The organism is Enterobacter cloacae complex sp. GYL001 (assembly GCF_049237125.1).
Lineage (GTDB): Bacteria > Pseudomonadota > Gammaproteobacteria > Enterobacterales > Enterobacteriaceae > Enterobacter > Enterobacter hormaechei_C.
Genome location: NZ_JBMKGW010000007.1, coordinates 151,543 through 176,866, shown reverse-complemented (window position 1 = coordinate 176,866; position 25,324 = coordinate 151,543). Strand labels below are relative to the sequence as shown.

The window sequence follows — 25,324 nt, the reverse complement described above, 5'->3', positions numbered from 1 at the left end:
TTAATACACCCTCTCCCTTTGGGAGAGGGCTGGGGTGAGGGAAATTCAACCGTTGGCTGCCACTTTACGCAAATCAAACACCCGGCAGGCTTTACCCTCGGAGCGCGGAATGCTGCCGCAGTTAACGATCATCACGTCGGTTGAGATCCCCACCATCGATTTAATCCGATGACGCAGCTGATGGCACACCTGACAGCGCTGTTCATGGGTCAGCGTTAAGCTGCTCTGTTTCAGCTCGACCTTCACCGAAAGTGAATCAAGATGCCCGCGGCGGTTCACCTCCAGCTGATAGTGCGGCGAAAGGTGTTCGAACTTAACGATCTCCTCTTCCAGCTGTGACGGGAAGACGTTAACCCCGCGAATGATGAGCATGTCGTCGCTGCGCCCGCTGATGCGATCCATCCGGCGCATGGTGCGTGCGGTGCCCGGCAGCAGGCGCGTCAGGTCGCGGGTGCGGTAGCGGATCACCGGCAGCGCCTCTTTGGTCAGCGTGGTGAACAGCAGCTCACCCTGCTCGCCGTCGGCCAGCGGCGTGCCGTCATTCGGGTTGACGATCTCCGGGTAGAAGTGATCTTCCCAGATGGTCGGGCCGTCAGCGGTTTCAAGACACTCCATCGCCACGCCCGGCCCCATCACTTCGGAGAGACCATAGATATCCAGCGCGGTAATGCCCAGCCGTTTTTCAATTTCGCGGCGCATCGCCTGCGTCCACGGCTCGGCGCCAAACACGCCGACGCGCAGGGAACAGGCGCTGGCATCGCCGCCCATCTGACGCTCCAGCTCTTCAATCAGGTTCAGGCAGTAAGACGGCGTCACCATGATCATATCCGGCTGGAAATCGCGGATCAGCTGCGCCTGCTTCTCCGTCTGGCCGCCGGACATCGGGATCACCGTCGCTCCCAGACGCTCGGCACCGTAGTGCGCCCCCAGCCCGCCGGTGAAGAGCCCGTAACCGTAAGCGACGTGAATTTTATCCTTCGCGCTGCCCCCGGCGGCGCGCAGGGAACGGGCGACGATATTGGCCCAGTTGTCGATATCATTCTGGGTATACCCCACCACGGTCGGCTTTCCGGTGGTGCCCGACGAGGCATGGATGCGTACCACCTGTTCCATTGGCACCGCAAAGGTATCAAACGGGTAGTTGTCGCGCAGATCCTGCTTGGTGGTGCACGGGAATTTTTGCAGGTCCGCCAGCTCGGTGAAATCGTCAGGGTGAACGCCCGCGGCATCAAACTTGCGTTTGTACATCGGAACGTTGTTGTAGGCGTGGTGCAGCGTCCACTTCAGGCGCGCGGTCTGCAACGCCTGCAATTCATCAATGGACGCGGTTTCGATCGGATCAAGCTTTGTTGTATTTATCATCGCAGGGTACTCACATTATTGTTCGCTCAAACACGCTCAAGGATCATGGCAATGCCCTGACCCACACCGATGCACATCGTACACAGCGCGTAGCGCCCGCCGCGTCGGTGCAATTCATTGCTTGCGGCCAGCGCCAGTCTGGCACCGCTCATTCCCAGCGGATGACCTAGCGCGATCGCCCCGCCGTTCGGGTTGACATGCTCCGCGTCATCCGGCAAGCCCAGCTGACGCAGCACGCCCAGCGCCTGTGCGGCGAAGGCTTCGTTAAGCTCAATGACGTCCATATCGGTGATACTGAGTCCGGCACGCTCCAGCACCTTGCGGGTGGCGGGCACCGGGCCTAATCCCATCAGGCGCGGCTCGACGCCCGCTGTCGCCATGGCCACAATGCGGGTGCGCGGGGTTAACCCCTGGGCAAGCGCCATCGGCTCGCTGGCGATAATCAGCGCCGCCGCCCCGTCGTTGACGCCAGAGGCGTTCCCCGCCGTCACCACACCGTTCTTACGGAACGGGGCTTTCAGCGCGGCAAGCTGTTCCAGGGTGGTTTCGGCGCGCGGATGCTCGTCCACGCTCACTTCCGTTACCGCACCTTTTTTGCCCGCCACCTGTACCGGGATAATCTCCTGCGCCAGAACGCCATTCTGCTGCGCCCGCGCGGTGCGCTGCTGGCTGCGCAGGGCAAATGCGTCCTGATCGGCACGGCTTATATTTAACAATTCCGCTACATTCTCTGCCGTTTCCGGCATGCTGTCAGTTCCGTATTGCTGATGCATGAGCGGATTCACAAATCGCCAGCCGATGGTGGTGTCGAAGATCTCCGCCTGACGCTGAAACGCCGCCGTGGCTTTGCCCATCACGAACGGCGCACGGGACATGGATTCGACGCCACCTGCGATCAGCAGATCGCCATCCCCGGCCCTGATGGCGCGCGCCGCAAAGCCAATGGCATCCAGACCGGAGCCGCACAGGCGGTTAATGGTGGTGCCGGATACCGTCTGCGGCAGCCCGGCCAGCAGCGCCGACATGCGCGCCACGTTGCGGTTATCCTCCCCGGCCTGATTCGCGCAGCCGAAGATCACGTCATCTATGCGCTCCAGATCGAGCTGCGGGTAACGCGACAGCAGCGCACGCAGCGGCACGGCACCTAAGTCATCGGCGCGCACGCTGGATAATCCTCCGCCGTAGCGACCAACCGGGGTACGCACCCCCTCACAAATAAATGCGTCACGCATCAGGCTTCTCCTGTCACACTGCCGCCAGTGCGGTGCGATTTCCCGCGAAAAAGAGCGACGGTTTTCTGTTGTTGGTTCTGAATTTCAATGTCGTAGACGCCGGTCAGTTTGCCCTGATGCTTCACCCGCGCGGTGGCGGTGAGCTTATCTCCGGCAAAGCCCGGACGCAGAAAATCGATGGCGCAGCCTGAGGCCACCGCCGCCAGCCCCTGACTGTTGCAGGCGTAGGCAAAGGCCGTATCGGCCAGCGAGAACAGCTGTCCGCCGTGACAGGTTTTATGCCCGTTGAGCATCTGTGGGGTGATGGTCATGGTCACCACCGCGTAGCCCTCGCCCATGTCGATAATGTCCATCCCCATCGCCTGCGCGCAGGCGTCCCGTTCATACATCGCGCGGGCGTTATGCCAGGCGTTATGACTCATAGCTACTCTCCAGAAGCGCACGCTGGCGCAGCAGTGAACAGGGGCGATAGCGTTCCTCGCCGTAGTGACGTTGCAGATTCTCCAGCAGCGTTAACAGACGCTGCCAGCCAAGGCGCTCGCCCCAGGCGATGGGCCCGCAGGGATAGTTGACCCCTAAGCGCATGGCGGTATCGATGTCTTGCTCGCTGGCGACCCCTTTTTGCAGGGCGTCCAGCGCTTCGTTGGCAATCATCGCTACCGTGCGCCAGACCAGCAGGCCGGGGTAATCGGCAATCTGTACCACCCGTTTCTCCTGGTGCTGCAACCAGTAAATGGCTTTCTGCGTGGCGGCGTGCGGGTTGCCCGGTGCGGCGGCTATCACGGCCACATCCCGCTCGATGCGGTCGACCACCACCACCGGGCAGCCGTGGCGCAGCGCCAGCGACTGCGCGGTTTCACCCTGCGTTTCGATCAGCAACAGATCGTCAATTTCCGTGACACCGTCACTTCTTTGCTGTACGCGCATCGGGCTGAAGCTGTCGCTGACCGGGGCGAGCCAGCTGACGGCGGGTTTCTCCTCCAGCCAGCGGTAAACGCCCTGCCCGCTTTTCTTACCCAGACGCCCCGCCAGCACCAGCTCCTGCTGCACCAGCGACGGCAGAAAACGACGCTCCTGCCAGAAGGCGTTAAACACGGAGCAGGTCACGGCAAAGTTGACGTCCTGACCTATCATGTCCGTCAGCTCAAGCGGCCCCATCGGGAAGCCTCCGCCGTCTCGCAGGGCGGCGTCGATCACCTCGGGCGTTGCCACCTGCTCTTCCAGCGCACGCCAGGCTTCCGAGTAGAACGGGCGCGCCACGCGGTTGACGATAAACCCCGGCGTGGACTGGCAGCGTACCGGCTGCTTTCCCCAGCTCAGCGCCAGCTCGCACAGTGCATCGGCCACTTCGGGAGAGGTCGCCAGCCCGCTGACCACTTCCACCAGCTTCATCACCGGGGCAGGATTGAAGAAGTGCAGCCCGGCGACGCGTTCAGGGTGGTTTATCTCCGCCGCAATCGCGGTAACGGAAATGGACGAGGTATTGCTGGCAAGCAGCGTCTGCGGCGGGCAGATCTCTGCCAGCTGGGTAAACAGCGCTTTTTTTACCTCAAACCGCTCGGAGGCCGCCTCGATCACCAGATCGGCTTTCGCCAGAGCACTGATAGTCGTCACCGGCGTAAGGCGGGCGAGGATCTGTTCCCCGGCGTCGGCAGAAAGTTTTCCGCGCGCAACGCGAGAGGAGAGCCGCTGATGAATGCCGTCGATGGCGCGGGAAATCGCCGCTGCATCAATGTCGTACACCAGAACCGGATGACCGTGGCTGGCTGCCACTTCGGCAATACCGGCGCCCATGGTGCCGCTGCCAATGACGGCGACCGTATGGATATTCACCATCTTATTTCCCCGTAAAGTTCGGCGCGCGTTTTGCCAGGAACGCGCTGACGCCTTCCCGGTAGTCGTCGCTGCGTCCGGCCAGACGTTGATAGTCGCGCTCCAGATCAAGCTGGGCGTCGAGGGTATTGGTTTCGGCGGCGTTGATCGCCTGCTTGATCAAGCCCAGGCCAAAGGTCGGCTGCGAGGCAAAATGCAGCGCCATCTGCTGTGCGGTGGCGGAGAGCTGGTCGTCGTCCACCACCTGCCAGATCATTCCCCAGGCCTGTGCCTGCTCGGCGCTGAGCTTATCGCCCAGCAATGCCAGCCCCATGGCGCGGGCGCGTCCGGTCACGCGCGGCAGCAGCCAGGTTCCGCCGCAGTCCGGTACCAGCCCGAGCTTGCTGAAGGCCATCACAAAGCTGGCTGAACGGGCCGCAATCACCATGTCGCAGCCGAGGGCCAGCGTGGCCCCCGCGCCCGCCGCCACGCCGTTAACCGCGCAAATCACCGGCTTCGGCAGTTTTGCCAGGCGGCGCACCAGCGGGTTGTAAAAAGTCTCAACGGACATGCCCAGATCGGGCGCGGGGCCGTTCGGGTCGACGCTACGGTCGTTAAGATCCTGCCCGGCGCAGAAACCACGTCCTGCCCCGGTGATCAGCAGGCAGCGGATGGCGTCATCGCGCTCGGCCTGCTTCAGGCATTCGGAAAGCTGCTGGTGCATGACGTCGTTAAAGCTGTTCAGGCGCTCCGGGCGGTTCAGCGTAATGGTCATTACGCCCTGCTCAACATGGCTCAGAATAGATTCCACAATTAGCGTCCTTTAAAGTCTGGGGTGCGTTTTTGTAAAAAGGCGTTGATACCTTCCCGGCGATCGTCGGTGGCCGCGAGCAACGCAAACAGCTGACGCTCCTGCGCCAGCCCGGCCTGAAGCGGGACTTCCTGCGACTGGCGAAGCGCCTGCTTCGCCGCCTGTAGCGCCAGCGGCGAGTGGCGCGCCATCCGCGCCGCCTGCTTCAGGGCGTACTCCAGCGTCAGCGAGGCCGGATAGACGTCGCTGACCAGCCCGGCGCTGTGCGCCTGAACCGCCGTGATGCTTTCGCCCGTCAGCACCATTTTGCTGGCCAGCGATTTACCCACGCTGCGGATCAGCCGCTGGGTGCCGCCTGCGCCCGGCATGATCCCGAGGGTGATTTCCGGCAGGCCAAAACGGGCGTTATCGCCAGCAATCACGACATCGCAGAGCAGCGCCAGCTCACAGCCTGCCCCCAGCGCGAAGCCGTTCACGGCGGCAATCAGCGGTTTGGTGAAGGCGTTGATCCGCGCCCACAGCTGCGGGCGGATATCGTTCAGGGTGGCGGGCAGGTCTTTCTCCGCCATTTCGTTGAGATCGGCCCCGGCGGCAAAGCAGCGTTCGTTGCCGTACACCACGCAGACGGCGATCTCAGCATCCGCGGCGGCGGCCTCAAGCTGCTCCGCGATTTGCAGGAGCAGCGCATTGTTGAGCGCGTTGCGCGCCGCCGGACGGTTAAGCGTCAGCTGCAACACGCGACCGTGACGGGTGACAATCAGTTCACTCATGCCATCCCCTTCGCATCAAAATCGACGATAACATCGGCGGTTAACGGCAGCGCCTGACAGCTCAGCACATAGCCTGCGGCCAGCTCGTCCGGCTCCAGGCTGTAGTTGGTCGCCATATCGACTTTTCCGCGCAGCACTTTGCATTTGCAGGTGGCGCATACGCCGCCCTTGCAGGCGTAAGGCAGATCCGCCCCCTGACGCAGGGCCGCGTCAAGAATGCTCTCGTCGTCCGCCGTCAGGGTGATCTCCCTGTCGCGCCCGTCCTGACGGACGGTGACCTTCTGCCCGTCGGCCTGCACGCTGGCTGTCCGTTTAACGGCGGTACCCGGCGTGTTAAAGCGCTCAAGATGGATCGCTTTTTCCGGCATACCCAGCGCTTGCAGCGCCGCTTCGGCCTCATCCATCATCGCCGACGGGCCGCAGATGAAGGCTTCATCGTACTGACGGAAATTCACCAGCGTTTTTGCCAGCGCCTGGAGCTTTTCCCCGTCAATGCGGCCATGGAGCAGATCGCTGTCGAGCGTCTCCTGGCTGAAGATGGCGATCAGCTGCAAACGCTGCGGGTATTTATCTTTCAGGTCCGCCAGCGCCCGGCGGAACATCATGCTCTGGCTGCTGCGGTTGCCGTAAATCAGGGTGAAGTGGCTGTGGGCTTCAGTGGCCAGCGTAGCGGACATAATCGCCAGCATCGGGGTGATCCCGGACCCGGCGGCAATCGCCAGATAGTGGCCTTCGCGTTCGGCCTGCGGCTGATAGCCAAACTGCCCCTGGGGCACCATCACCTCCAGCGCCATGCCCGGTTTGATCTCGTCCCGGGCATAGCGGGAAAAACGTCCGCCCTCGATGGCTTTGACCGCCACGCTGATCTCACCGCACGCGGTGCTCCGGCAGATGGAGTAGCAGCGGCGCAGTTCATCCCCGCCAGGACTGGCTTTCAGGGTCAGATGCTGACCGGGACGGAAGCGGTACGCCTCCTGTAACGCCTGCGGCACCGCGAAGGTAATGGTCACCGCGTCGCGGGTTTCGGGTTCTACTTTTGCCACTGTTAATGAATGAAACGTTGTCATGGCAGCCTCAAATACATTTGAAATAGTCGAAGGGCTCACGGCAGGTATTGCAGCGGTAGAGCGCTTTGCAGGCCGTAGAACCAAATTCACTGATAAGCGAGGTATCGGTGTTCGCACAGCGCGGGCAGCTCACCTCAGCGGGAAGGTGGGCATGGCAGCTATGGCCGACAGGCGGGCTGATGCCATATTCACGCAGGCGCCTGCGGGCATCGTCGGTCATCCAGTCGGTGGTCCAGGCGGGCTCCAGTTGCAGCACAATATGTACCGGGCTAAAGCCGTTTCCGGTCAGGGTTTCGCGGATCGCCCCCAGCAGATGCTCCGTTGCCGGACAGCCCGAATAGGTTGGCGTGAAGCCGATGACCCAGCCTTCCCCCTGCGCCTTCACGCTGCGCACCATGCCTAAGTCGGTGATGGTCAGCACCGGCACTTCCGGGTCGGGGATCTGGCTTAACAGCGCCCAAATCTGCGGGATTTGTGCAGGCGCGATGTCGACGAGGCGTTGCATGGCGTCCTCCATTACCACTGCTGGCCGGGGTAAACGCGCTGGAGATACTGCATCTCTGCCAGCATCGGCCCGAGGTGTTCAGTATGTAGCCCCTTCTTGCCGCCCGTGCGATACGCCACCTCTTCGGGCACGCGGAGGGTGGCTTCCGCCAGGCCAGCAAACACTTCGCGCTCCCACGGGTCCCGCAGGTCGCGCGGATCAACCGCCACGCCGTCATCAATTAGCGCCAGCTCGACGTCGTCGGCGTCGAACAGTTCAGCCGTAAAGCGCCACAGGCTATCCACCGCCTGCTGCATTTTTTGTGCGGAGGTTTCTGTTCCGTCCCCCAGCCGCACCAGCCAGCCGCGGCTAAAGCGCAGGTGATAGCGCGCCTCCTTAATGGCTTTTGCCGCGATGGCGGCAAGCTGACTGTCGCTGCTATGGATCAGCCGCTCGTAGAGCGCCACGTTCCACGCATCCATCAGATACTGACGGGCAATGGTGTCAGCGAAGCTGCCGTTTGGTTGTTCCACCAGCAGCAGATTGCGGAACTGACGCTCATCGCGGCCATAGGCCAGGGTGTCTTCATCGCCCTTACCCTCCCGTTCAGCGGCGTAGGTCAGGAAATTGCGCGCCTGCCCGAGCAGATCAAGGCCGATATTGGCGAGCGCCAGGTCAATTTCCAGCTCTGGCGCGTGGCCGCACCAGGCGCCCAGACGCTGTGAGAGCACCAGACCGTTGTCGCCCAGACGCAGGGCATAAGCAGATACGTTGTTCATCCCCAACCTCACATATGCTCGATGCCATCAGGGATGGTGTAAAACGTCGGATGGCGGTAGACCTTGCTTTCCGCCGGATCGAAAAACTCCCCGCTCTCTTCCGGCTGGGAAGCGACGATTTCACTCGCCTTCACCACCCAGATGGAACAGCCTTCGCTGCGGCGGGTATAGGCATCGCGCGCGTTTTCCAGCGCCATGCGGTCGTCGGCAGCGTGAAGGCTGCCCACATGCCGGTGCGACAGCCCCTGCTTCGAACGGACAAAAACTTCGTATAACGGCCAGTAAACATTGCTCATGGTTGATTCCTCTTATGCGGCCTGGCGGGCGCGTTGTTTTTCCGCGTGGGCCAGAGCGGCTTCACGCACCCATGCGCCGTCGTCCCAGGCTTTACGTTTTGCGGCCAGACGTTCGTGGTTGCAGATCCCGCGCCCGGTGATCACCTCGTCAAATTCCTGCCAGTCGATTTCGCCGAAGCGGTAGTGGCCGCTCGCTTCATCGAAACGCAGGTCGGGGTCCGGCACGGTCATACCGAGCATCTCCACCTGAGGCACCGTGTTGTCCACGAAGCGCTGGCGAAGCTCATCGTTGCCAAAGCGTTTGATCTTCCAGGCCAGACTGCGGGCGCTGTTTGGGGAGTTGTCGTCGTTGGGTCCAAACATCATCAGCGCGGGCCACCAGAAACGGTTGATGGCGTCCTGCAACATCTGCCGCTGGGCTTCGCTGCCCTGCGCCAGCGCCATGCAGGCCTCAAAACCCTGACGCTGGTGGAAGCTCTCTTCTTTACAGATTTTCACCATCGCCCGGGCATACGGACCGTAAGACGTACGACACAGCGCCACCTGGTTCACAATGGCCGCCCCGTCCACCAGCCAGCCAATGACGCCGATATCGGCCCAGCTCAGGGTCGGATAGTTGAAGATGGAGGAGTATTTCATCTTGCCGTCGAGCATCTTTTGATAGATGTCCTCCCGGGCGCAGCCCAGCGTTTCCGCCGCGCTGTAGAGGTACAGGCCGTGTCCGGCTTCGTCCTGCACCTTCGCCAGCAGAATGGCTTTCCGGCGCAGCGTCGGCGCGCGGGTGATCCAGTTTCCTTCCGGCAGCATGCCGACAATCTCAGAATGGGCGTGCTGTCCAATCTGGCGGATCAGCGTCTTGCGGTAGGCATCCGGCATCCAGTCCTGCGGCTCGATGGCCGTCTCCTGTGCGATGCGTTGCTCAAAGCGTTGTTCTTGCGTCACATAACCACCTTTGTGATTCGTTAAATCACCACAAATAGCAAAATGGTGAATCATTTGGTTTCTTAAAAGTTACACAAAGGTTAAATATAACCCCAAGAAGCGTTTGTTTATTTTGTGACGACGCTCGCAAGCCTTTTGATGAAAGGCCGATAACGCAAGACTTTCGGGTGGTCAGGCTAAGCAATACAGATCACAACGTTAACAATTCATTAAAACTCAGCTTGATTTTTATGATTCACGATCAAACTATTGATAGTGAAATCACGAAACATCTGGAGAGAAGAAATGCAGCAGTTAGCCAGCTTCTTGTCCGGCACCTGGCAATCGGGCCGGGGCCGCGAGCGCAACATCACCCACGCCATCAGCGGGGAAACGCTATATGAAGTGACCAGCGAAGGGCTGGATATGGCGGCCGCGCGCCGTTACGCCATTGAACACGGCGGAGAAGCGCTCCGTGCAATGAGCTTTATCGAGCGCGCCGCCATGCTGAAGGCGGTGGCCAAACATCTGCTGAGCCAGAAGGATCGCTTTTATGCCCTGTCAGCCCAGACCGGCGCGACGAAGGCCGACAGCTGGGTGGATATTGAAGGCGGTATCGGCACCCTCTTCACCTACGCAAGCCTCGGCAGCCGTGAGCTGCCGGACGATACCCTGTGGCCGGAGGATGAACTGATCCCGCTGTCGAAGGAAGGCGGCTTTGCGGCACGTCACGTGTTAACGTCGAAATTCGGCGTGGCGGTGCATATCAACGCGTTCAACTTCCCGTGCTGGGGGATGCTGGAAAAGCTCGCGCCCACCTGGCTTGCCGGGATGCCCGCCATCATCAAGCCCGCCACCGCCACCGCGCAGGTGACTCAGGCGATGGTGAAAGCGATCGTCGAGAGCGGGCTGGTGCCGGACGGCGCCATCAGCCTGATCTGCGGTGGCGCGGGCGATCTGCTTAACCAGCTCGACAGCCAGGACGTGGTGACGTTTACCGGATCGGCCAGCACCGGGCAGAGTCTGCGCGTCCACCCGAATATCGTCGCGCATTCCATTCCGTTTACCATGGAAGCAGATTCTCTCAACTGCTGCGTGCTGGGTGAGGACGTGACGCCGGAACACCCGGAGTTTGCGCTGTTTATCCGAGAAGTGGTGCGCGAGATGATCGCCAAAGCCGGACAAAAATGTACCGCCATCCGCCGCATCATCGTGCCGGAAGCGCAGGTTGACGCCGTCAGCCAGGCGCTGATTGCGCGGCTGGAGAAAGTGGTCGTCGGCGATCCGGCCCAGGAAGGGGTGAAGATGGGGGCCCTCGTCAACGGTGAGCAACGTGCTGACGTGCAGGAAAAAGTCGATCATCTCCTTGCCGCGGGCTGTCAGATCCGTCTGGGTGGTAAAGCTGATTTGCAGGCGGCTGGCGCATTCTTCCCGCCCACCCTGCTGTTCTGCCCGCAGCCGGACGAAACCCCGGCCGTCCACGCCATCGAAGCCTTTGGCCCCGTTGCAACCCTGATGCCCTGCCGTAACACCGAACACGCCATGCAGCTGGCGCGGGCGGGCGGCGGCAGCCTGGCGGGAACGCTGGTTACGGCAGATACCCGCGTGGCGCGGCAGTTTATTGCCGGGGCAGCGCGCGCCCACGGACGTATTCAGATCCTCAACCAGGAATCCTCGAAAGAATCCACCGGCCACGGTTCACCGCTGCCGCAGCTGGTGCACGGTGGTCCGGGACGTGCGGGCGGCGGCGAAGAGCTGGGCGGCCTGCGCGCGGTGAAGCACTATCTTCAGCGCACGGCCATTCAGGGCAGCCCGTCCATGCTCGCCGCGATCGGTAAACAGTGGGTCCGTGGCGCGGAGGTGCAGGAAGATCGCGTTCATCCCTTCCGTAAATACTTCGAGGAGTTACAGCCGGGCGACAGCCTGCTGACCCCGCGTCGTACCCTGACGGAAGCGGATATCGTGAATTTTGCCTGCCTGAGCGGGGATCATTTCTACGCCCATATGGACAAAATTGGCGCGGCGGAGTCGATTTTTGGTGAGCGCGTGGTACACGGTTATTTCCTGATTTCCGCCGCGGCGGGGCTGTTTGTCGATGCCGGGGTTGGGCCGGTTATTGCCAACTACGGCATGGAAAACCTGCGCTTTATTGAGCCGGTCAAGCCGGGTGATACCATTCAGGTGCGCCTGACCTGTAAACGTAAAACGCTGAAGAAACAGCGCAATGCCGAGGAAAAACCCACCGGCGTGGTGGAATGGGCGGTGGAGATCTTCAACCAGCACCAGCAGGCCGTGGCGCTCTACTCCATCCTGACGCTGGTGGCGCGCCAGCAGGGTGACTTCTGACCCACCTCTTTCTTGCCGGGTGTCGCTCCGCTTACCCGGCCTACAACTACCTGACCGGGGTGTGATATCCCCCGGTCTTTTTTTAACCTGGCAAGACTGACAAACAACCTGGCAGATGCAGGCAAACGCTTTTCGTGCGCGCCTGTCAGGATAAGGCTGACACAACACAATAAACACAACAAGATGAGGTCTGCGATGGGAAGCAATTCTTCTTTTTCTGCCCGTAGAACGGCACTGGCCATGGCCGTTGCGCTCTGTTGCGCCTGGCAATCCCCTGTTTACGCTCACGGCAGCGAGGCGCATATGGTCCCGATGGACAAAACGCTTCAGGCGTTTGGCGCGGACGTGCAGTGGGATGATTACGCCCAGATGTTCACCATCGTCAAAGACGGTGCCTTTGTGAAGGTCAAACCCGGCGCAAACACCGCCATCGTTAACGGCAAACCGCTGACGCTCCAGGTGCCCGTGGTGATGAAGAACAATAAGGCGTTTATCCCGGAGACCTTTATCAACGATGTTTTTCAGTCCGGTCTTGATCAGACATTCCAGGTTGAAAAAAGCCCCCACCCGTTAAACGCGCTGACGGCTGATGAAATCAACCAGGCCGTAGCCATTGTGAAAGCCTCTGCGGATTTTAAACCCAATACCCGCTTTACCCAGATTGCGCTGGCGGAGCCAGAAAAGGCCAAAGTCTGGGACTTTGTGCTTAACGGCACGGCGGTGGATGCGCCCCGCCAGGCCAATATCATCATGCTTGATGGTAAACACATCATCGAAAGCCGGGTGGATCTGAAGGAGAAAAAGATCCTTCGCTGGGAGCCGATCAAAGACGCGCACGGCATGGTGCTGCTGGATGACTTCAATACCGTGCAGCAGATCATCAATGAAAGCCCGGAGTTTGCCGCCGTGCTGAAAAAGCGCGGCATTACCGACCCGAAGAAAGTGATCACCACTCCGCTTACCGTCGGCTTTTTTGACGGCAAGGATGGGCTGAAACAGGAAGACCGCCTGCTGAAAGTGATCAGCTATCTCGACGTGGGCGACGGTAACTACTGGGCGCACCCGATCGAAAACCTGGTTGCGGTGGTGGATCTCGAGCAGAAGAAAATCCAGAAGATTGAGGAAGGCCCGGTCGTGCCGGTTCCGCTCACGCCGCGCCCTTATGATGGCCGCGACCGCGTTGAAACGGTGAAAAAACCGCTGGAAATTATCGAGCCGGAAGGCAAGAACTACACCATCACCGGGGATAGGGTGCACTGGCAGAACTGGGATTTTCATCTGAGCCTGGACTCACGCGTCGGCCCGATAATCTCCACCGTGACCTATAACGACAACGGCAAAAAGCGACAGGTGATGTATCAGGGATCGCTCGGCGGCATGATTGTGCCGTACGGCGACCCGGATATCGGCTGGTACTTTAAAGCCTACCTGGACTCCGGCGATTACGGCATGGGTACCCTGACCTCCCCGCTGGTGCGCGGCAAGGATGTTCCGTCTAACGCCGTGATGCTCAACGAAACCATCCCGGATTACACCGGCGCGCCAATGGAGATCCCCCGGGCGATCGCCATTTTCGAGCGTTACGCCGGGCCGGAATATAAGCATCAGGAGTTAGGTAAACCCAACGTCAGCACCGAACGCCGCGAGCTGGTGGTGCGCTGGGTCAGCACCGTGGGTAACTACGATTACATCTTCGACTGGGTATTCCACGAAAACGGCACTATCGGCATTGATGCAGGGGCTACGGGCATTGAAGCGGTGAAAGGCGTGCAGACGAAAACCATGCATGATGCCACCGCGAAGGATGACACCCGATACGGAACGCTGATCGACCATAATATTGTCGGTACCACCCACCAGCACATCTACAACTTCCGTCTGGATATGGACGTGGACGGCATCAACAATAAGCTGGTGGCCATGGATCCGGACGTCAAACCGAACACCGCTGGCGGACCGCGCACCAGCACCATGCAGGTTAATCAGTATGATATTGATACCGAAAAGCAGGCGGCGCAGAAGTTTGACCCGGGCACCATCCGCCTGCTGAGCAATACCAGCAAAGAGAACCGCATGGGCAACCCGGTCTCGTATCAGATCATCCCTTACGCGGGCGGTACACACCCGGTAGCGTCCGGCGCGAAGTTTGCCCCGGACGAGTGGATTTATCACCGCCTGAGCTTTATGGATAAACAGCTGTGGGTGACGCGTTACCATCCCGACGAGATGTACCCGGAGGGAAAATACCCGAACCGTTCCACGCACGATACCGGCCTCGGCCAGTACAGCAAAGATAACGAGTCGCTGAACGACCAGGATAACGTCATCTGGATGACCACCGGCACCACCCATGTCGCCCGTGCCGAGGAGTGGCCGATAATGCCGACGGAATGGGTGCACACGTTACTCAAGCCGTGGAATTTCTTTGACGAGACGCCAACGCTCGGCAAGAAAAAAGAGCAGAAATAACCTACCGACCGGGCGTAATGCCCGGTTTTTCATCCGCTTACTTGCTGAATTACTCTCCCCGATTATAGTTATTGTTACCTCGCTTAATCCTTTTGCATTTCTTGACACACTTTCACCAGGATTCGAAGTCCCCACAAACAACGTCACAGTTTACTGAGAGGTTTTAGGATGAGAATCAATGAGATCGTCAGGAGTCTCGCGCTGGCGGGATGTTTTATTTCTGCCAGTTCCGCCTGGGCCGCAGAAGCACCTAAGGATGCCACCGCAGCAACGCAACAGGCCAACAACGCACTCTTCAACCAGCTTCCTTTCTCCGATAACACCGATTTTACCAACGCCCACAAAGGGTTTATTGCCCCGCTGCCTCAGGACATTATCAAAGGTGAGCAAGGCAACACCGTCTGGGATCCGCAGCAGTACGCTTTTATCAAAGAAGGCGATAAGGCGCCCGACTCGGTTAACCCGAGCTTATGGCGTCAGTCCCAGCTGATTAACATCAGCGGTCTGTTTGAAGTGACCGAAGGCGTCTACCAGATACGTAACCTCGACCTGTCAAACATGACCATTATTGAAGGTAAAGAAGGCATTACCGTGGTCGACCCGCTGGTGTCGGCGGAAACGGCCAAAGTCGGGATGGATCTTTACTATAAAAATCGCGGTAATAAGCCTGTGGTCGCCGTTATTTACACCCACAGCCACGTTGACCACTATGGCGGCGTGCGCGGCGTGGTGGATGAAGCAGATGTGAAGTCCGGCAAGGTGAAAGTCTACGCGCCCGCCGGATTTATGGAGGCCGCCGTCGCGGAGAATATCATGGCGGGTAACGTCATGAGCCGCCGCGCCAGCTATATGTACGGCAACCTTCTGAAGCCGGATGCGAAGGGCCAGGTCGGTGCGGGTCTCGGCACTACCACCTCCGCCGGGACGGTGACCCTGATCGCCCCGACCAATATCATCGAGAAAGATGGTCAGAAAGAGGTGATCGACGGCCTGACCTATGATTTTATGCTCGCGCCGGGATCGGAAGCGCCTTCCGAGATGCTCTGGTATATCGAAGAGAAAAAACTGATCGAGTCTGCGGAAGATGTCACCCATACCCTGCACAACACCTACTCCCTGCGCGGGGCGAAAATTCGTGAGCCATTGCCATGGTCGAAATACATCAACCAGGCGATTGTACGCTGGGGTGACAAAGCAGAAATCATTATGGCGCAGCACCACTGGCCGACATGGGGCAACGACAACGTGGTTAACCTGCTGAAAAGCCAGCGCGACCTCTACCGTTACATCAACGACCAGACCCTGCGCATGGCGAACGAAGGGCTGACCCGTGACGAGATTGCCGCCAACTTCAAACTGCCAAACTCCCTGGCCAATACCTGGGCAAACCGTGGCTATTACGGTTCTGTCAGCCATGACGTTAAAGCGACCTACGTGCTCTATTTAGGCTGGTTTGACGGCAACCCGGCGACCCTGGACGAACTGCCGCCTGAAGAAGCCGCGAAGAAATTTGTGGACTATATGGGCGGTGCGGATGCCATCCTGAGCAAAGCGAAAACCGACTTTGACCAGGGGAACTACCGCTGGGTGGCTCAGGTGGTCAGCAAAGTGGTCTTTGCCGATCCAAATAATCAGGCCGCGCGAAACCTGGAAGCGGATGCGCTGGAGCAGCTGGGTTATCAGGCTGAATCAGGCCCGTGGCGTAACTTCTACCTGACCGGCGCCCAGGAGCTGCGTAACGGCGTGGTGAAAGGACCGACCCCGAACACCGCCAGCCCGGATACCGTGCGCGCGATGACGCCAGAAATGTTCTTTGACTATCTGGCGGTGCACATTAACGGTGAAAAAGCGGCGGATGCAAAATCGGTGTTTAACATCGACCTCGGCAGCGACGGCGGCAAATACAAGCTGGAGCTGGAAAATGGCGTGCTGAACCACACGGCGAACGCCGAAGCGAAAGACGCTGACGCGACCGTGACCCTCAACCGCGATACGCTCAATAAAATCATCCTGAAAGAAGTGACGCTTAAACAGGCGCAGGATAACGGCGATATCAAAGTGACCGGCGATGCCGCAAAACTCGATGCCATGCTCGGTTACATGGATAAATTTGAATTCTGGTTTAACATTGTGACCCCGTAAAGGCAGCACTCGCGGGCGGACGTTCCGCCCGCTCAAGGAAAATTCTCTTCAATGGAAAAAAGACATCCAGCCACACCCGAACCCGCGATATGGCCTACCCGTAAATCAATGGTTGTTCACGGGCTGGCCGTGAACCTGCCGTGGCTCGCCTTTGTGAATGCCAGCTTTGCCCTTATGGTCCTGCTGCGCAATTCGTTGTTCGGCCATATCGATGCCCTCCTGCACATCAGCCCCCCTCTGCGGCAGATGATTGACGCCTCCATGCTGGGCGTGGTGATCCTTTCCGTGGCGCTGGTGATCATGGCCTGGCGACACATCCGCGGCGTCAGCGCTGTTTTGTTTATGTGCAGCCTGCTGTGGTCGATAAGCTGTTACTGGTTTATCAACGTGTTACAGCTTCCTCATCCCTGGCCTATATTCGTTACCCTGCTGATGGCCGGTATGACCGCGCTCTATTTTCACCCGGTGGCACTTCTCTGCTTCACCGTTCCGCTATGGGTAAGCCTGCCCGTTGCCAGCATGCTGCTGAATCAGGAAATTAATTATCGCTTTGCCGGGCTGTGGGTGGTGTTCACGTTCATTCTCGTGTGCGGGCGCTATATCCTGTTGAGCTGGTTTGAAGAGGCGTGGCGTCGCAACCAGCAGAATCAGCGTTTAATTTCACGGCTGGATGCGCTGGCCCATCAGGATCCGCTGACGAAAACGGCCAACCGCCGGGCGATGGAGCTGGTGCTGGAAAACGCCGTGGAGCAAGGCAAACGCTTCGCGGTGCTGATGCTGGATGTCGATTACTTCAAACTGTATAACGATACCTACGGTCACCAGGTGGGAGATGCGTGCCTCGCGCGGGTGGCAGAGGTGCTGAACACCTCGGTGCGCACGCCAGAGGATGTGGTTTCGCGCTACGGTGGCGAGGAGTTTGTGGTGATCCTCTTTGACTGCGAAGAAAGCGTTGCTGAGAAAGTCGCCGCGCGGATCCAGGCTGGCCTGCGCAACGCAGCCATTCCGCACAGCGCGTCGAAGGTGAGTGAATGTGTGACGGCGAGTATGGGCATTGCAGGCTATACCGCAGGACTGGCCGGCCCGGAAATCATCGCCCGCGCCGATGCGGCGCTGTACAGGGCGAAGGAGGCCGGGCGGAATCGGTGGTCGCTGTAAGTTACGCCGGGTGGCGCTGCGCTTACCCGGCCTACAAAACCAACCTTTTTCCTCCATCCCGTAGGCCGGGTAAGGCGTAGCCGCCACCCGGCGTTTTTTTAATACCGCACACACACCGACTTAGTTTCACACCAGCCGTCCAGCCAGTCGGGGCCGAAATCGCGCCCGGTGCCGGACTGCTTCATGCCGCCGAACGGCAGGTTGGCGTCTATCAGCGTGTGGCTGTTCACCCACACGGTTCCGGCCTGTAACCTGTCGGTATACGCCAGCGCTTTACTGATGTTCTGCGTCCAGACGCTGGCCGTTAAGCCATATTCAGTGTCATTCGCCAGCTGAAGCGCCTCTTCCCCGTCGGCCACACGAACCAGGTTCACCACCGGCCCGAAGACCTCTTCACGCGTCAGTCGCAGATGATTATCCGGGTTGACCACCAGCGTTGGCGAAACGTAATAGCCTTTGCCGTCTGGCCCCCGGTTCCCGGCGATCAGCTCCGCATTGTGCGCCTTCGCCTCATCCAGGAACGCCTGGACCTTATCGCAGTGGGCGCGCGACACCAGCGGGTTGATAAACGCCTCCGGCGACATGCCCGGCCCGACGCTGAGGGATTTCACGGCCTGTTCAAACCCGCTGACCAGCGTGTCGAACAGCGGAGCCTCAATATAAATGCGCGAGCTGGCCGCGCAGACCTGCCCCTGGTTCAGGAAGCTGCCGGTCATCAGTCCTTCAATCACCCACGCCGGATCGGCATCTTTCAGCACGATGGCCGGGTTTTTGCCGCCCAGCTCCAGCGTCACGCCCGTTAGCGTGTCCGCCGCCGCGCGGGCAATCTGCTTGCCCGTCGCCGTCGAACCGGTAAAGCTCACTTTGGCAATGCGCGGGTGCGAGGTCAGCGCCGCGCCACAGACGGCGCCACTGCCGGTCACCACGTTGAACACACCCTCCGGGATCCCCGCCTCGCTCGCCAGTTCCGCCACCCGTAACAGGGTGAGCGGCGTGGTTTCCGACGGTTTGATCACGATGGAGCAACCTGCCGCCAGCGCGGGCATCACTTTCCACATGCCAATCATCAGCGGGAAGTTCCACGGCACAATCCCCGCCACGACTCCCACCGGCTCTTTACGCGTCCACGCCTGATAACGCGCGCCCTGCGGCAGTGGAATCGAGAGATCGAGGGTTTTACCGGCAATTTTGGTGGTCAGCCCTGCCGTGTAGCGCATCCAGTTCAGGGTGCAGCCCACCTCGAAGGCGCGGGAAATGTTAATCGATTTCCCCTGCTCCAGGGTTTCGAGCTGTGCCAGCTCTTCGCCATGCTGTTCCACCAGATCCGCAAACCGCAGCAGGATACGTTCCCGCTCTGCCGGCAGCCGTCCGGCCCAGCTTCGGGCGACAAAGGCGCGCCAGCCAGACATCACCGCACGATCGACATCATCGACGCTGGCATCGGCGGTAGAGGCAATAACCTCTCCGGTCGCCGGGTTGTAGACGTTCAGACGCTTTTCGCTATCGGATGCCGCCTGACGCCCTTCGATCCACAGGCCGTGCTGGCGATCTAAAAACTGCTGCACGCCCGGCAGGATGGCGACGTGTGATTCGGACATAGAATACTCCTTCGTTATGCTTCGCAGGGTGTGTATGCAGTCTAAGAGGGGATTCGCATTCCTGCTTTTGTCTGTGTGACATTCGCTTTGCCAGCTGTGACAGGGTCCGCAAATCGTGATAATTCCCGCTTATATCGCTGTATCCGTTGAGTGTTCTTTCCTATAGTCAGCCTCGTAGCCCTGACAAAATGCAACATAAATGCAACAATGCGAAAACAGTGACGGTGCAGCGAGAACATCAATGGCGTGTGCAAGCGAACAGGACAATTTTCAGCAGTGGCTGGCGCAAATTAACCAGGTTTGTGGGCGCTTTGCGGCACGTCCGTTAGAGGGGGCGTTTCTCGGCGAGCTGGAAACCAGCTACACCCAAAGTCTGAAGCTGAGCACGGTGACCGCCGCAGGCGTTAACCTGTTTCGCACCCGTCAGGAGATCAAAAACGGCAACGACGCCTGGTTCTACACCGTGTTTCAGCTGGAAGGCAGCGCCGGAATCGAACAGGACGACCAGCGCGCGATGCTGAAAGCCGGGGATATCACGCTGATTGACGCCTCCCGCCCGTGCTCCATTTACTGGCAGGAGCGTTCCCGCCAGATTTCGCTCCTGCTCCCGCGACAAATCATTGAGCAACACGCGCGTTTTCAGGAAGTGAGGTGCGCGCTGCCCCTCTCCCGCAGTCTGCCTACCGTACAGCTGAGCTACCGACTGCTACAGGAGAGCATGGGCAATGTCGATCTCAGCGCCAGTGAAAGCGAAGCGGCGCTTGAGGCGATGGTGTGTCTGCTGCGTCCGGCCTTCCAGCAGCGTGACGAGGTGCTGCCGCGCAAGGAGCGTCAGTTCCGCCACGTTCTGTCCCTGATTGATGATCATATTCAGTCGGAGGCGTTAAGACCGGAGTGGATAGCTTCAGAGAGCGGCATGTCCGTGCGTAGCTTGTACCGCATGTTTGCCGGGAAAGGGCTGGTGGTAGCGCAGTATATTAAGAACCGTCGCCTCGATTTATGCGCTCAGGCGCTGCGTTCCATCAGCGATGACGAAAAGCTGGCGGGGATTGGCTACAGCTGGGGTTTCACCGACCATAGCCATTTTTCCACCGCCTTTAAGCAGCGTTTCGGGGTTTCGCCGGGCGAATACCGCAGGCGTTATCGCTAGCTATTTTTTCAGCCACTTGCCGTTAATTCCCTTCACGTACTCACCCGGCTGCGCGCGGGCCACCAGCTTTTGTCCCGCCATTTTCGCCACCTCGTCGACGGGTAAATTATTACTGTCAGCCAGCTGCTGGTAACTTTCCGTGCGTGCGGCGTTGATACGGTTCACCAGCGCCAGGGTTTCAGCGTCGTGCTGAACGGGCGCAAGATAGCCGCTCAGGGTTTCCCCTACGCGCCCCTGGGCACGCGCATCGTTGAGCGTAAGCGTGGCGGCGTGAACGTTCATCCCCAGCGCCAGTAACATCAGAGCAAATCGTTTCATGGCATCCTCAGAACAGATCGCTGCGGGATTTCAGCAGGGCTTCAACGTCTTTATCCACCTTGATATGGATTTCATGCTCGATTTTCACGTTCATGTTGATGGTGATCGGCTCTTTGGGCGCCGCCACTTCAATGCGCGGCGTGCAGCCTGACAGCAGCGCGACGACGGCCACGGTGAGTACACCAGCCCTCTTTTTCATTGTTGTTCCTCACTTTCCTTGCCTGTCGAACCGCGGAGAAGGGGTATCGCCGCATGTTGCTCAAACCATGTTTGCAGATTGTCCCCAAAGCGCAGGCTGCGCCAGAGGGTAAAAATGTTCTCTTCATGGGTGTAATTCAGGTTTACGAAACTGCTTTTGCCTTCGACGCGGCTGGTGCCTTTAATGGCCGCCTGCATGGTTAACACACCCAGATTATCCACATTGAGTTTTGTCCACGACTGCGAAATTTCCATATAGCGGAGCCAGTTGATCGCCGCCCCGGCAACCATGTTGTCTTTCACAATGGCATCCGCCGTGTCCTGGTCGATGCGCAGCGTCATCGGCCCCGGGTTGGTCAGCCAGCCATCTTTAATGATCCATTTTTCATTGTCCAGCCAGAACGGCAGCGCGCCGCTCACCGGGCCGGACATGGCAAACTGCTTCGGATTCACCGCGCTTATCAGTTCGCTGGAGGAAATATTATCCACGCGCAGTAAAGCCGGATCGTGCTGCGGCATTCTCAACTGCTGCATGGTGATTTTCCCGCCGAGCGCTTCCACCTTCACGTTGGTGAGCAGGAGCGGGTTCGCTTCGGTCCAGGGATAATCGCCCTGGAGATCCGCGGTGATATTTCGGGCTGTGACCAGGTTTTTCACCTCGTCGATTCGTAATGTTACCGGCCCGCGCGTGCCCAGCGACCAGGTACCCTGGCTTAAGCGGAACGGAAGAACAAAATCCACGCCGTTGATCTCGTTATCCGGCATCCACGCGCTGCCCGCTTTCAGCACCCCGTGCCCCCCGGCCTCAAACCCCTGATCGGGGGCCGCGGAGAAAGCCACCTGCGCGTACATTTCGCCGCCGCGCAGGGTCATTTTCCAGTCTGGCGGGATCAGCGGCTGAAACACCGTAAGAGACTGTTTTGGCCACCAGGCCTGACCGCGAAGGCGTTCGCCGTCCCAGCGTCCATTCACCTGGACCGGGCCGATGTCGTCCGCATGCAGGTTCCCTTTAAACTGGAACACCGTCGGGTCTGTCCCGTCAACGCTGAAGGTCAAAACGGACGGCGGCAGCACGCTTCCGCCTGAAAAGCTTGTTTGCCCGGCGTTAAGCGCGAGCGCGCCGCTAAAGGTGGGGTTATCCGGGTCCCGCGACCAGCGCACCGGGTGATCCAGCACCAGGCGCGGCTTGCTGACCAGCATCGTACCGTACTGCAATTTGTCGAACCCCGTGGAAAGATCGGTCAGTTCGATAACGTTGTCGCGCCACTCCCCGGTTCCCCGGACATCCCAGCGCGCGTTCATTGGCGTGAAATTCCCTTTACCCCAGTAGCGCCACTGCCACAAACCGTTGTCCGGTAAAAAGTCGTTAGCCTGGCCGTCCAGATGCAGCTCAAAATCGCCCATCTCGTTTTCATGCGCCCGCAGAATGGCTTGCAGGCGGCCGTCCACGCCCTTCTGCGTGAGCTTCACGCCCGCCAGCGGCCAGCGGATCTCATCGATATCCAGCGAGTCGATGATGCGCCCGCGCGAGCGCAATAAAGCGCCGGGTTCAAACGTAAGCTGCGGATCGTAAAGGCTGCCGGTCAGCATCGCCGGGAGCCTGGCATACAGGATCAGATCGTTTTGCTTGGCTTCCCCGCTCAGGTGCAGCGGCATAGCGCTGTTATCCATACTGAGCGAGCCGGGACCGATATTCAGCACCGCGTTGCCCTTACCCGCATCCCCCTGGGTCAGCACGTTGAGCCGCCCCGTGAAGGTGGCTTTCTCCAGCCCCTGCTGCCAGTTATCCACTTTCAGCCCGACGCGTCCGCTCATTGGCACGCCGGAGGCTAACCAGTTCCAGCGTCCGTCGCTGATGGTCAACTGCTGAGCGGTGATCTGCCACGGTAAATCGAGCAGCGGATCGGGGTTGTCCCGCGCCATGACCACCAGCTGGCCCTGATTGTCCTCCCAGTCCAGATCGGCATCGACCAGCGAGGATAACTGTGGCACGTTAAAGGTCGCGACCGTATGCCCTTTCACCGGCACGCCGTCCGGCACCAGCGGCAGGGTAAATTCACCGACCAGCTTCACGGGCTGCGGCTGATCCGGCAGTTGCACATCGAACTGGCTGATGGAAAGGGTCTGGCCGCGTAACTGCCCCTTAATGCTCACCTGCTCGCCTTTATAGGTGATGTCCTGGCGGGCTGGCGTCAGTGAGGCATGCAGCTCACCCTCCCACTGCTGCCAGGGAGAAAGGGTAAAGCGATGGATGGTCAGCCAGGTTTTGGGCAGGATGGCCTGCCACTGCGCCAGCGTTTTCGGCGCCACCGTAGATGGCGCCGATTGCGGTAATTTGCTCAGGCAGACAGAGTTAAGTTCAAGTGCGCCAATATCCAGATCCCAGCGGCTGGGGTGTGACAGAGTCACGTTTTCCACGCGGGCAATTTCACACTCTTCTACCAGATAGCGGAGATCGGGGATGATCAGGGCGTGGCGCGTGAGCCGTGGGCTTTTTTCAAACGCGATGCGCGTTCCAACGGGGAGCCAGATCCCGGCGAGCGTGGGTACCCACTGGGCGAGCGTCATCAGCAGCGTCAGCGGCACAAGAAATAGCAGCAGTAATAGCGCGATTGCGGCTTTGTATTTACCCTTCATGGGCAGTTAATATCCTGATTTTGCGAAAAAAATAAGCCGTTCTTGCCGCTCATTGTCGCATGTTTAGCCAGTCAGTTGAAGGTAATGCCATTTTTAAGAGTAGATGCTCTACAATAATTCATAGAACTTATTGATTTCAATGAATTTTGAAAAATTGTAAGATAATTTTAAACATGCTAACGTGGTTCCAAAATCACTGGAGAAAGTCTTATGAAACTCGCGGTATATAGCACAAAGCAGTACGACAAAAAGTATCTGCAACATGTTAACGAGACGTACGGTTTCGATCTTGAATTTTTCGACTTTCTGCTAACTGAAAAGACGGCTAAAACCGCCCACGGCTGCGAAGGCGTGTGTATCTTCGTTAACGACGACGGTAGCCGACCGGTGCTGGAAGAGTTAAAAAAACAGGGCGTGAAATACATTGCCCTGCGCTGCGCGGGCTTTAACAACGTCGATCTCGATGCCGCCAAAGAGCTGGGTCTGAAGGTCGTTCGCGTCCCGGCCTATTCTCCGGAAGCCGTGGCAGAACATGCGGTCGGGATGATGATGTCGCTCAACCGTCGTATTCACCGTGCCTATCAGCGAACCCGTGATGCTAACTTCTCTCTGGAAGGGCTGACCGGCTTTACCATGTACGGTAAAACCGCAGGCGTGATCGGTACCGGCAAAATTGGCGTGGCCGCCCTTCGCATCCTGAAAGGATTTGGCATGCGCCTGCTGGCGTTTGATCCGTACCCAAGCGCCGCTGCGCTGGAGCTGGGCGTGGAGTATGTCGATTTGAAAACGCTCTTCTCGCAGTCTGACGTTATCTCCCTGCACTGTCCGCTGACCCCGGAGAACTATCATCTGCTTAACCAGTCGGCGTTCGACCAGATGAAAGACGGCGTGATGATCATCAATACCAGCCGCGGCGGGCTGATCGACTCTCAGGCGGCTATCGAAGCGTTGAAAACGCAAAAAATCGGCGCGTTGGGTATGGATGTGTATGAGAACGAACGCGATCTGTTCTTTGAGGATAAATCTAATGACGTGATCCAGGACGACGTGTTCCGTCGCCTGTCTGCCTGTCACAACGTGTTGTTCACCGGACACCAGGCGTTCCTGACCGCCGAAGCGCTGATCAGCATTTCGGAAACCACGCTGGGGAATTTGCGTCAACTCGAAAAGGGCGAAGCGTGCCCGAACGCGATAGTGTAAGCCTGGTAAGCCGGGTGGCGGCTACGCCCTGCCCGGCCTGTGGATTGCGTTAATTGTAGGCCCGGTAAGCGCAGCGTCACCGGGCTTTTTGGCTTCAATCCTGCCACGCGCAGGATAGTCTTAGCTGACGTTTGCCGCTCTGCTTTATCCAGTGTCCCGAAACAGGTAATAATTTTGATTAAATAAGTTTGATTTTTACCTCATATCCCTCGAGGCCTGTCATGGCTTCACGAGCGATAAACTCAATTTCAGACACTTCCTGCCCTGTTTTTTTACGTAACTCTGAAATTTTTTTGGTTATAAGCGCTGAAATTTCTTCTTCTGCCTTTTGCGTCAGTGCGTCAACGTTCATGTTTACCTCTTGCAACCGTTTACTGTTTCCATTCTCCAGCAGGCGACAGCTAACGATTAACTGCCTTTCATCATATAAAGAGTAGACTATCTGTGTAACGTATGCAGCCGTCGCATTTAAATATGCATTTAGATTGCATTATTTGAACAAGGTGTTATTGTCCCAAAGCCTTAGAGCACAAAATAGATAAATATAAGAAAAGCTTTGACTCACACTCGCCCC

The 25,324-nt window shown here is 58.9% G+C and carries 22 protein-coding genes; 6 read left to right on the top strand and 16 right to left on the bottom strand.

What is annotated here, in order from left to right; genetic code table 11:
* Positions 1-45 precede the first annotated feature (45 nt).
* The 11 genes from paaK to paaA are packed head-to-tail and all read right to left on the bottom strand — an operon-like array spanning position 46 to position 9,555.
* A complete protein-coding gene (paaK, locus tag ACOTWU_RS14700) occupies positions 46-1,362 on the bottom strand; it encodes a phenylacetate--CoA ligase PaaK (protein ID WP_017384511.1) in 1,317 nt (438 codons plus the stop codon).
* 26 nt (positions 1,363-1,388) lie between these two features.
* Positions 1,389-2,594, bottom strand: coding sequence for a 3-oxoadipyl-CoA thiolase (gene pcaF / locus ACOTWU_RS14695; protein ID WP_017384512.1), 1,206 nt, complete (start codon positions 2,592-2,594; stop codon positions 1,389-1,391).
* Positions 2,594-3,016: a hydroxyphenylacetyl-CoA thioesterase PaaI gene (gene paaI / locus ACOTWU_RS14690; RefSeq protein ID WP_015570592.1), complete on the bottom strand. Its 423-nt coding sequence runs from the start codon at positions 3,014-3,016 to the stop codon at positions 2,594-2,596. The genes pcaF and paaI overlap by 1 nt, the downstream gene beginning before the upstream one ends.
* A complete protein-coding gene (gene paaH, locus ACOTWU_RS14685; protein WP_126499233.1) occupies positions 3,006-4,430 on the bottom strand; it encodes a 3-hydroxyacyl-CoA dehydrogenase PaaH in 1,425 nt (474 codons plus the stop codon). The genes paaI and paaH overlap by 11 nt, the downstream gene beginning before the upstream one ends.
* A 1-nt stretch (position 4,431) precedes the next feature.
* On the bottom strand, positions 4,432-5,220 hold the full coding sequence (gene paaG / locus ACOTWU_RS14680; RefSeq protein ID WP_087654018.1) for a 2-(1,2-epoxy-1,2-dihydrophenyl)acetyl-CoA isomerase PaaG: 789 nt from the start codon (positions 5,218-5,220) through the stop codon (positions 4,432-4,434).
* The gene (gene paaF, locus ACOTWU_RS14675; protein ID WP_015570595.1) at positions 5,220-5,987 is read right to left on the bottom strand and encodes a 2,3-dehydroadipyl-CoA hydratase PaaF; all 768 of its coding nucleotides are present in this window, start codon (positions 5,985-5,987) and stop codon (positions 5,220-5,222) included. The genes paaG and paaF overlap by 1 nt, the downstream gene beginning before the upstream one ends.
* Entirely contained in the window at positions 5,984-7,054 is a 1,071-nt protein-coding gene (gene paaE / locus ACOTWU_RS14670; RefSeq protein ID WP_033486769.1) for a 1,2-phenylacetyl-CoA epoxidase subunit PaaE, read from the bottom strand. The genes paaF and paaE overlap by 4 nt, the downstream gene beginning before the upstream one ends.
* A 7-nt stretch (positions 7,055-7,061) precedes the next feature.
* The gene (gene paaD / locus ACOTWU_RS14665; protein ID WP_040118299.1) at positions 7,062-7,559 is read right to left on the bottom strand and encodes a 1,2-phenylacetyl-CoA epoxidase subunit PaaD; all 498 of its coding nucleotides are present in this window, start codon (positions 7,557-7,559) and stop codon (positions 7,062-7,064) included.
* Positions 7,560-7,570: 11 nt separating this feature from the next.
* Positions 7,571-8,317, bottom strand: coding sequence for a 1,2-phenylacetyl-CoA epoxidase subunit PaaC (gene paaC / locus ACOTWU_RS14660; RefSeq protein ID WP_015570597.1), 747 nt, complete (start codon positions 8,315-8,317; stop codon positions 7,571-7,573).
* Positions 8,318-8,325: 8 nt separating this feature from the next.
* Positions 8,326-8,613, bottom strand: a complete 288-nt coding sequence (paaB, locus tag ACOTWU_RS14655) for a 1,2-phenylacetyl-CoA epoxidase subunit PaaB (protein WP_003857353.1) — start codon at positions 8,611-8,613, stop codon at positions 8,326-8,328.
* Between the two features lie 12 nt (positions 8,614-8,625).
* Entirely contained in the window at positions 8,626-9,555 is a 930-nt protein-coding gene (gene paaA / locus ACOTWU_RS14650; protein ID WP_032103760.1) for a 1,2-phenylacetyl-CoA epoxidase subunit PaaA, read from the bottom strand.
* Between the two features lie 285 nt (positions 9,556-9,840).
* On the opposite strand from paaA, the gene paaZ reads away from it, so the two are divergent.
* From paaZ to ACOTWU_RS14630, 4 genes are all read left to right on the top strand, one after another.
* Positions 9,841-11,880 carry a phenylacetic acid degradation bifunctional protein PaaZ gene (gene paaZ, locus ACOTWU_RS14645; RefSeq protein ID WP_220719569.1) on the top strand — a complete coding sequence of 680 codons (2,040 nt, stop codon included), beginning with the start codon at positions 9,841-9,843 and terminating at the stop codon, positions 11,878-11,880.
* A 195-nt stretch (positions 11,881-12,075) separates the two neighbouring features.
* Positions 12,076-14,349, top strand: a complete 2,274-nt coding sequence (gene tynA, locus ACOTWU_RS14640) for a primary-amine oxidase (RefSeq protein ID WP_032671108.1) — start codon at positions 12,076-12,078, stop codon at positions 14,347-14,349.
* Between the two features lie 168 nt (positions 14,350-14,517).
* Positions 14,518-16,491: an alkyl/aryl-sulfatase gene (locus ACOTWU_RS14635; RefSeq protein ID WP_017693485.1), complete on the top strand. Its 1,974-nt coding sequence runs from the start codon at positions 14,518-14,520 to the stop codon at positions 16,489-16,491.
* A 51-nt stretch (positions 16,492-16,542) separates the two neighbouring features.
* Complete coding sequence (locus tag ACOTWU_RS14630; RefSeq protein ID WP_180262898.1) at positions 16,543-17,649, top strand: GGDEF domain-containing protein; 1,107 nt, start codon at positions 16,543-16,545, stop codon at positions 17,647-17,649.
* Between the two features lie 98 nt (positions 17,650-17,747).
* Here ACOTWU_RS14630 and ACOTWU_RS14625 read toward each other — a convergent pair whose 3' ends face one another.
* On the bottom strand, positions 17,748-19,247 hold the full coding sequence (locus ACOTWU_RS14625; protein WP_017384522.1) for an aldehyde dehydrogenase family protein: 1,500 nt from the start codon (positions 19,245-19,247) through the stop codon (positions 17,748-17,750).
* A 241-nt stretch (positions 19,248-19,488) separates the two neighbouring features.
* On the opposite strand from ACOTWU_RS14625, the gene feaR reads away from it, so the two are divergent.
* Complete coding sequence (feaR, locus tag ACOTWU_RS14620; protein ID WP_126499231.1) at positions 19,489-20,397, top strand: transcriptional regulator FeaR; 909 nt, start codon at positions 19,489-19,491, stop codon at positions 20,395-20,397.
* Here feaR and ACOTWU_RS14615 read toward each other — a convergent pair whose 3' ends face one another.
* From ACOTWU_RS14615 to ACOTWU_RS14605, 3 genes are read right to left on the bottom strand one after another with little or no spacing between them, the layout of a single operon-like run.
* Positions 20,398-20,715 (bottom strand): YdbL family protein, encoded by a 318-nt coding sequence (locus ACOTWU_RS14615; RefSeq protein WP_023296550.1) that lies wholly within the window; start codon positions 20,713-20,715, stop codon positions 20,398-20,400. It abuts the gene before it with no gap.
* 7 nt (positions 20,716-20,722) lie between these two features.
* The gene (locus tag ACOTWU_RS14610; protein WP_003857369.1) at positions 20,723-20,914 is read right to left on the bottom strand and encodes a YnbE family lipoprotein; all 192 of its coding nucleotides are present in this window, start codon (positions 20,912-20,914) and stop codon (positions 20,723-20,725) included.
* Positions 20,911-23,550, bottom strand: coding sequence for a YdbH family protein (locus ACOTWU_RS14605; RefSeq protein ID WP_126499230.1), 2,640 nt, complete (start codon positions 23,548-23,550; stop codon positions 20,911-20,913). Before ACOTWU_RS14605 ends, ACOTWU_RS14610 begins: the two co-directional genes overlap by 4 nt.
* Positions 23,551-23,760: 210 nt before the next feature.
* Here ACOTWU_RS14605 and ACOTWU_RS14600 point away from each other — a divergent pair, with 210 nt between their 5' ends.
* Entirely contained in the window at positions 23,761-24,750 is a 990-nt protein-coding gene (locus ACOTWU_RS14600; protein WP_017384525.1) for a 2-hydroxyacid dehydrogenase, read from the top strand.
* A gap of 178 nt (positions 24,751-24,928) precedes the next feature.
* On the opposite strand, the gene ACOTWU_RS14595 is transcribed toward ACOTWU_RS14600, so the two are convergent.
* Positions 24,929-25,102 carry a GnsA/GnsB family addiction module toxin gene (locus tag ACOTWU_RS14595; RefSeq protein WP_006808842.1) on the bottom strand — a complete coding sequence of 58 codons (174 nt, stop codon included), beginning with the start codon at positions 25,100-25,102 and terminating at the stop codon, positions 24,929-24,931.
* Positions 25,103-25,324: the final 222 nt, after the last annotated feature.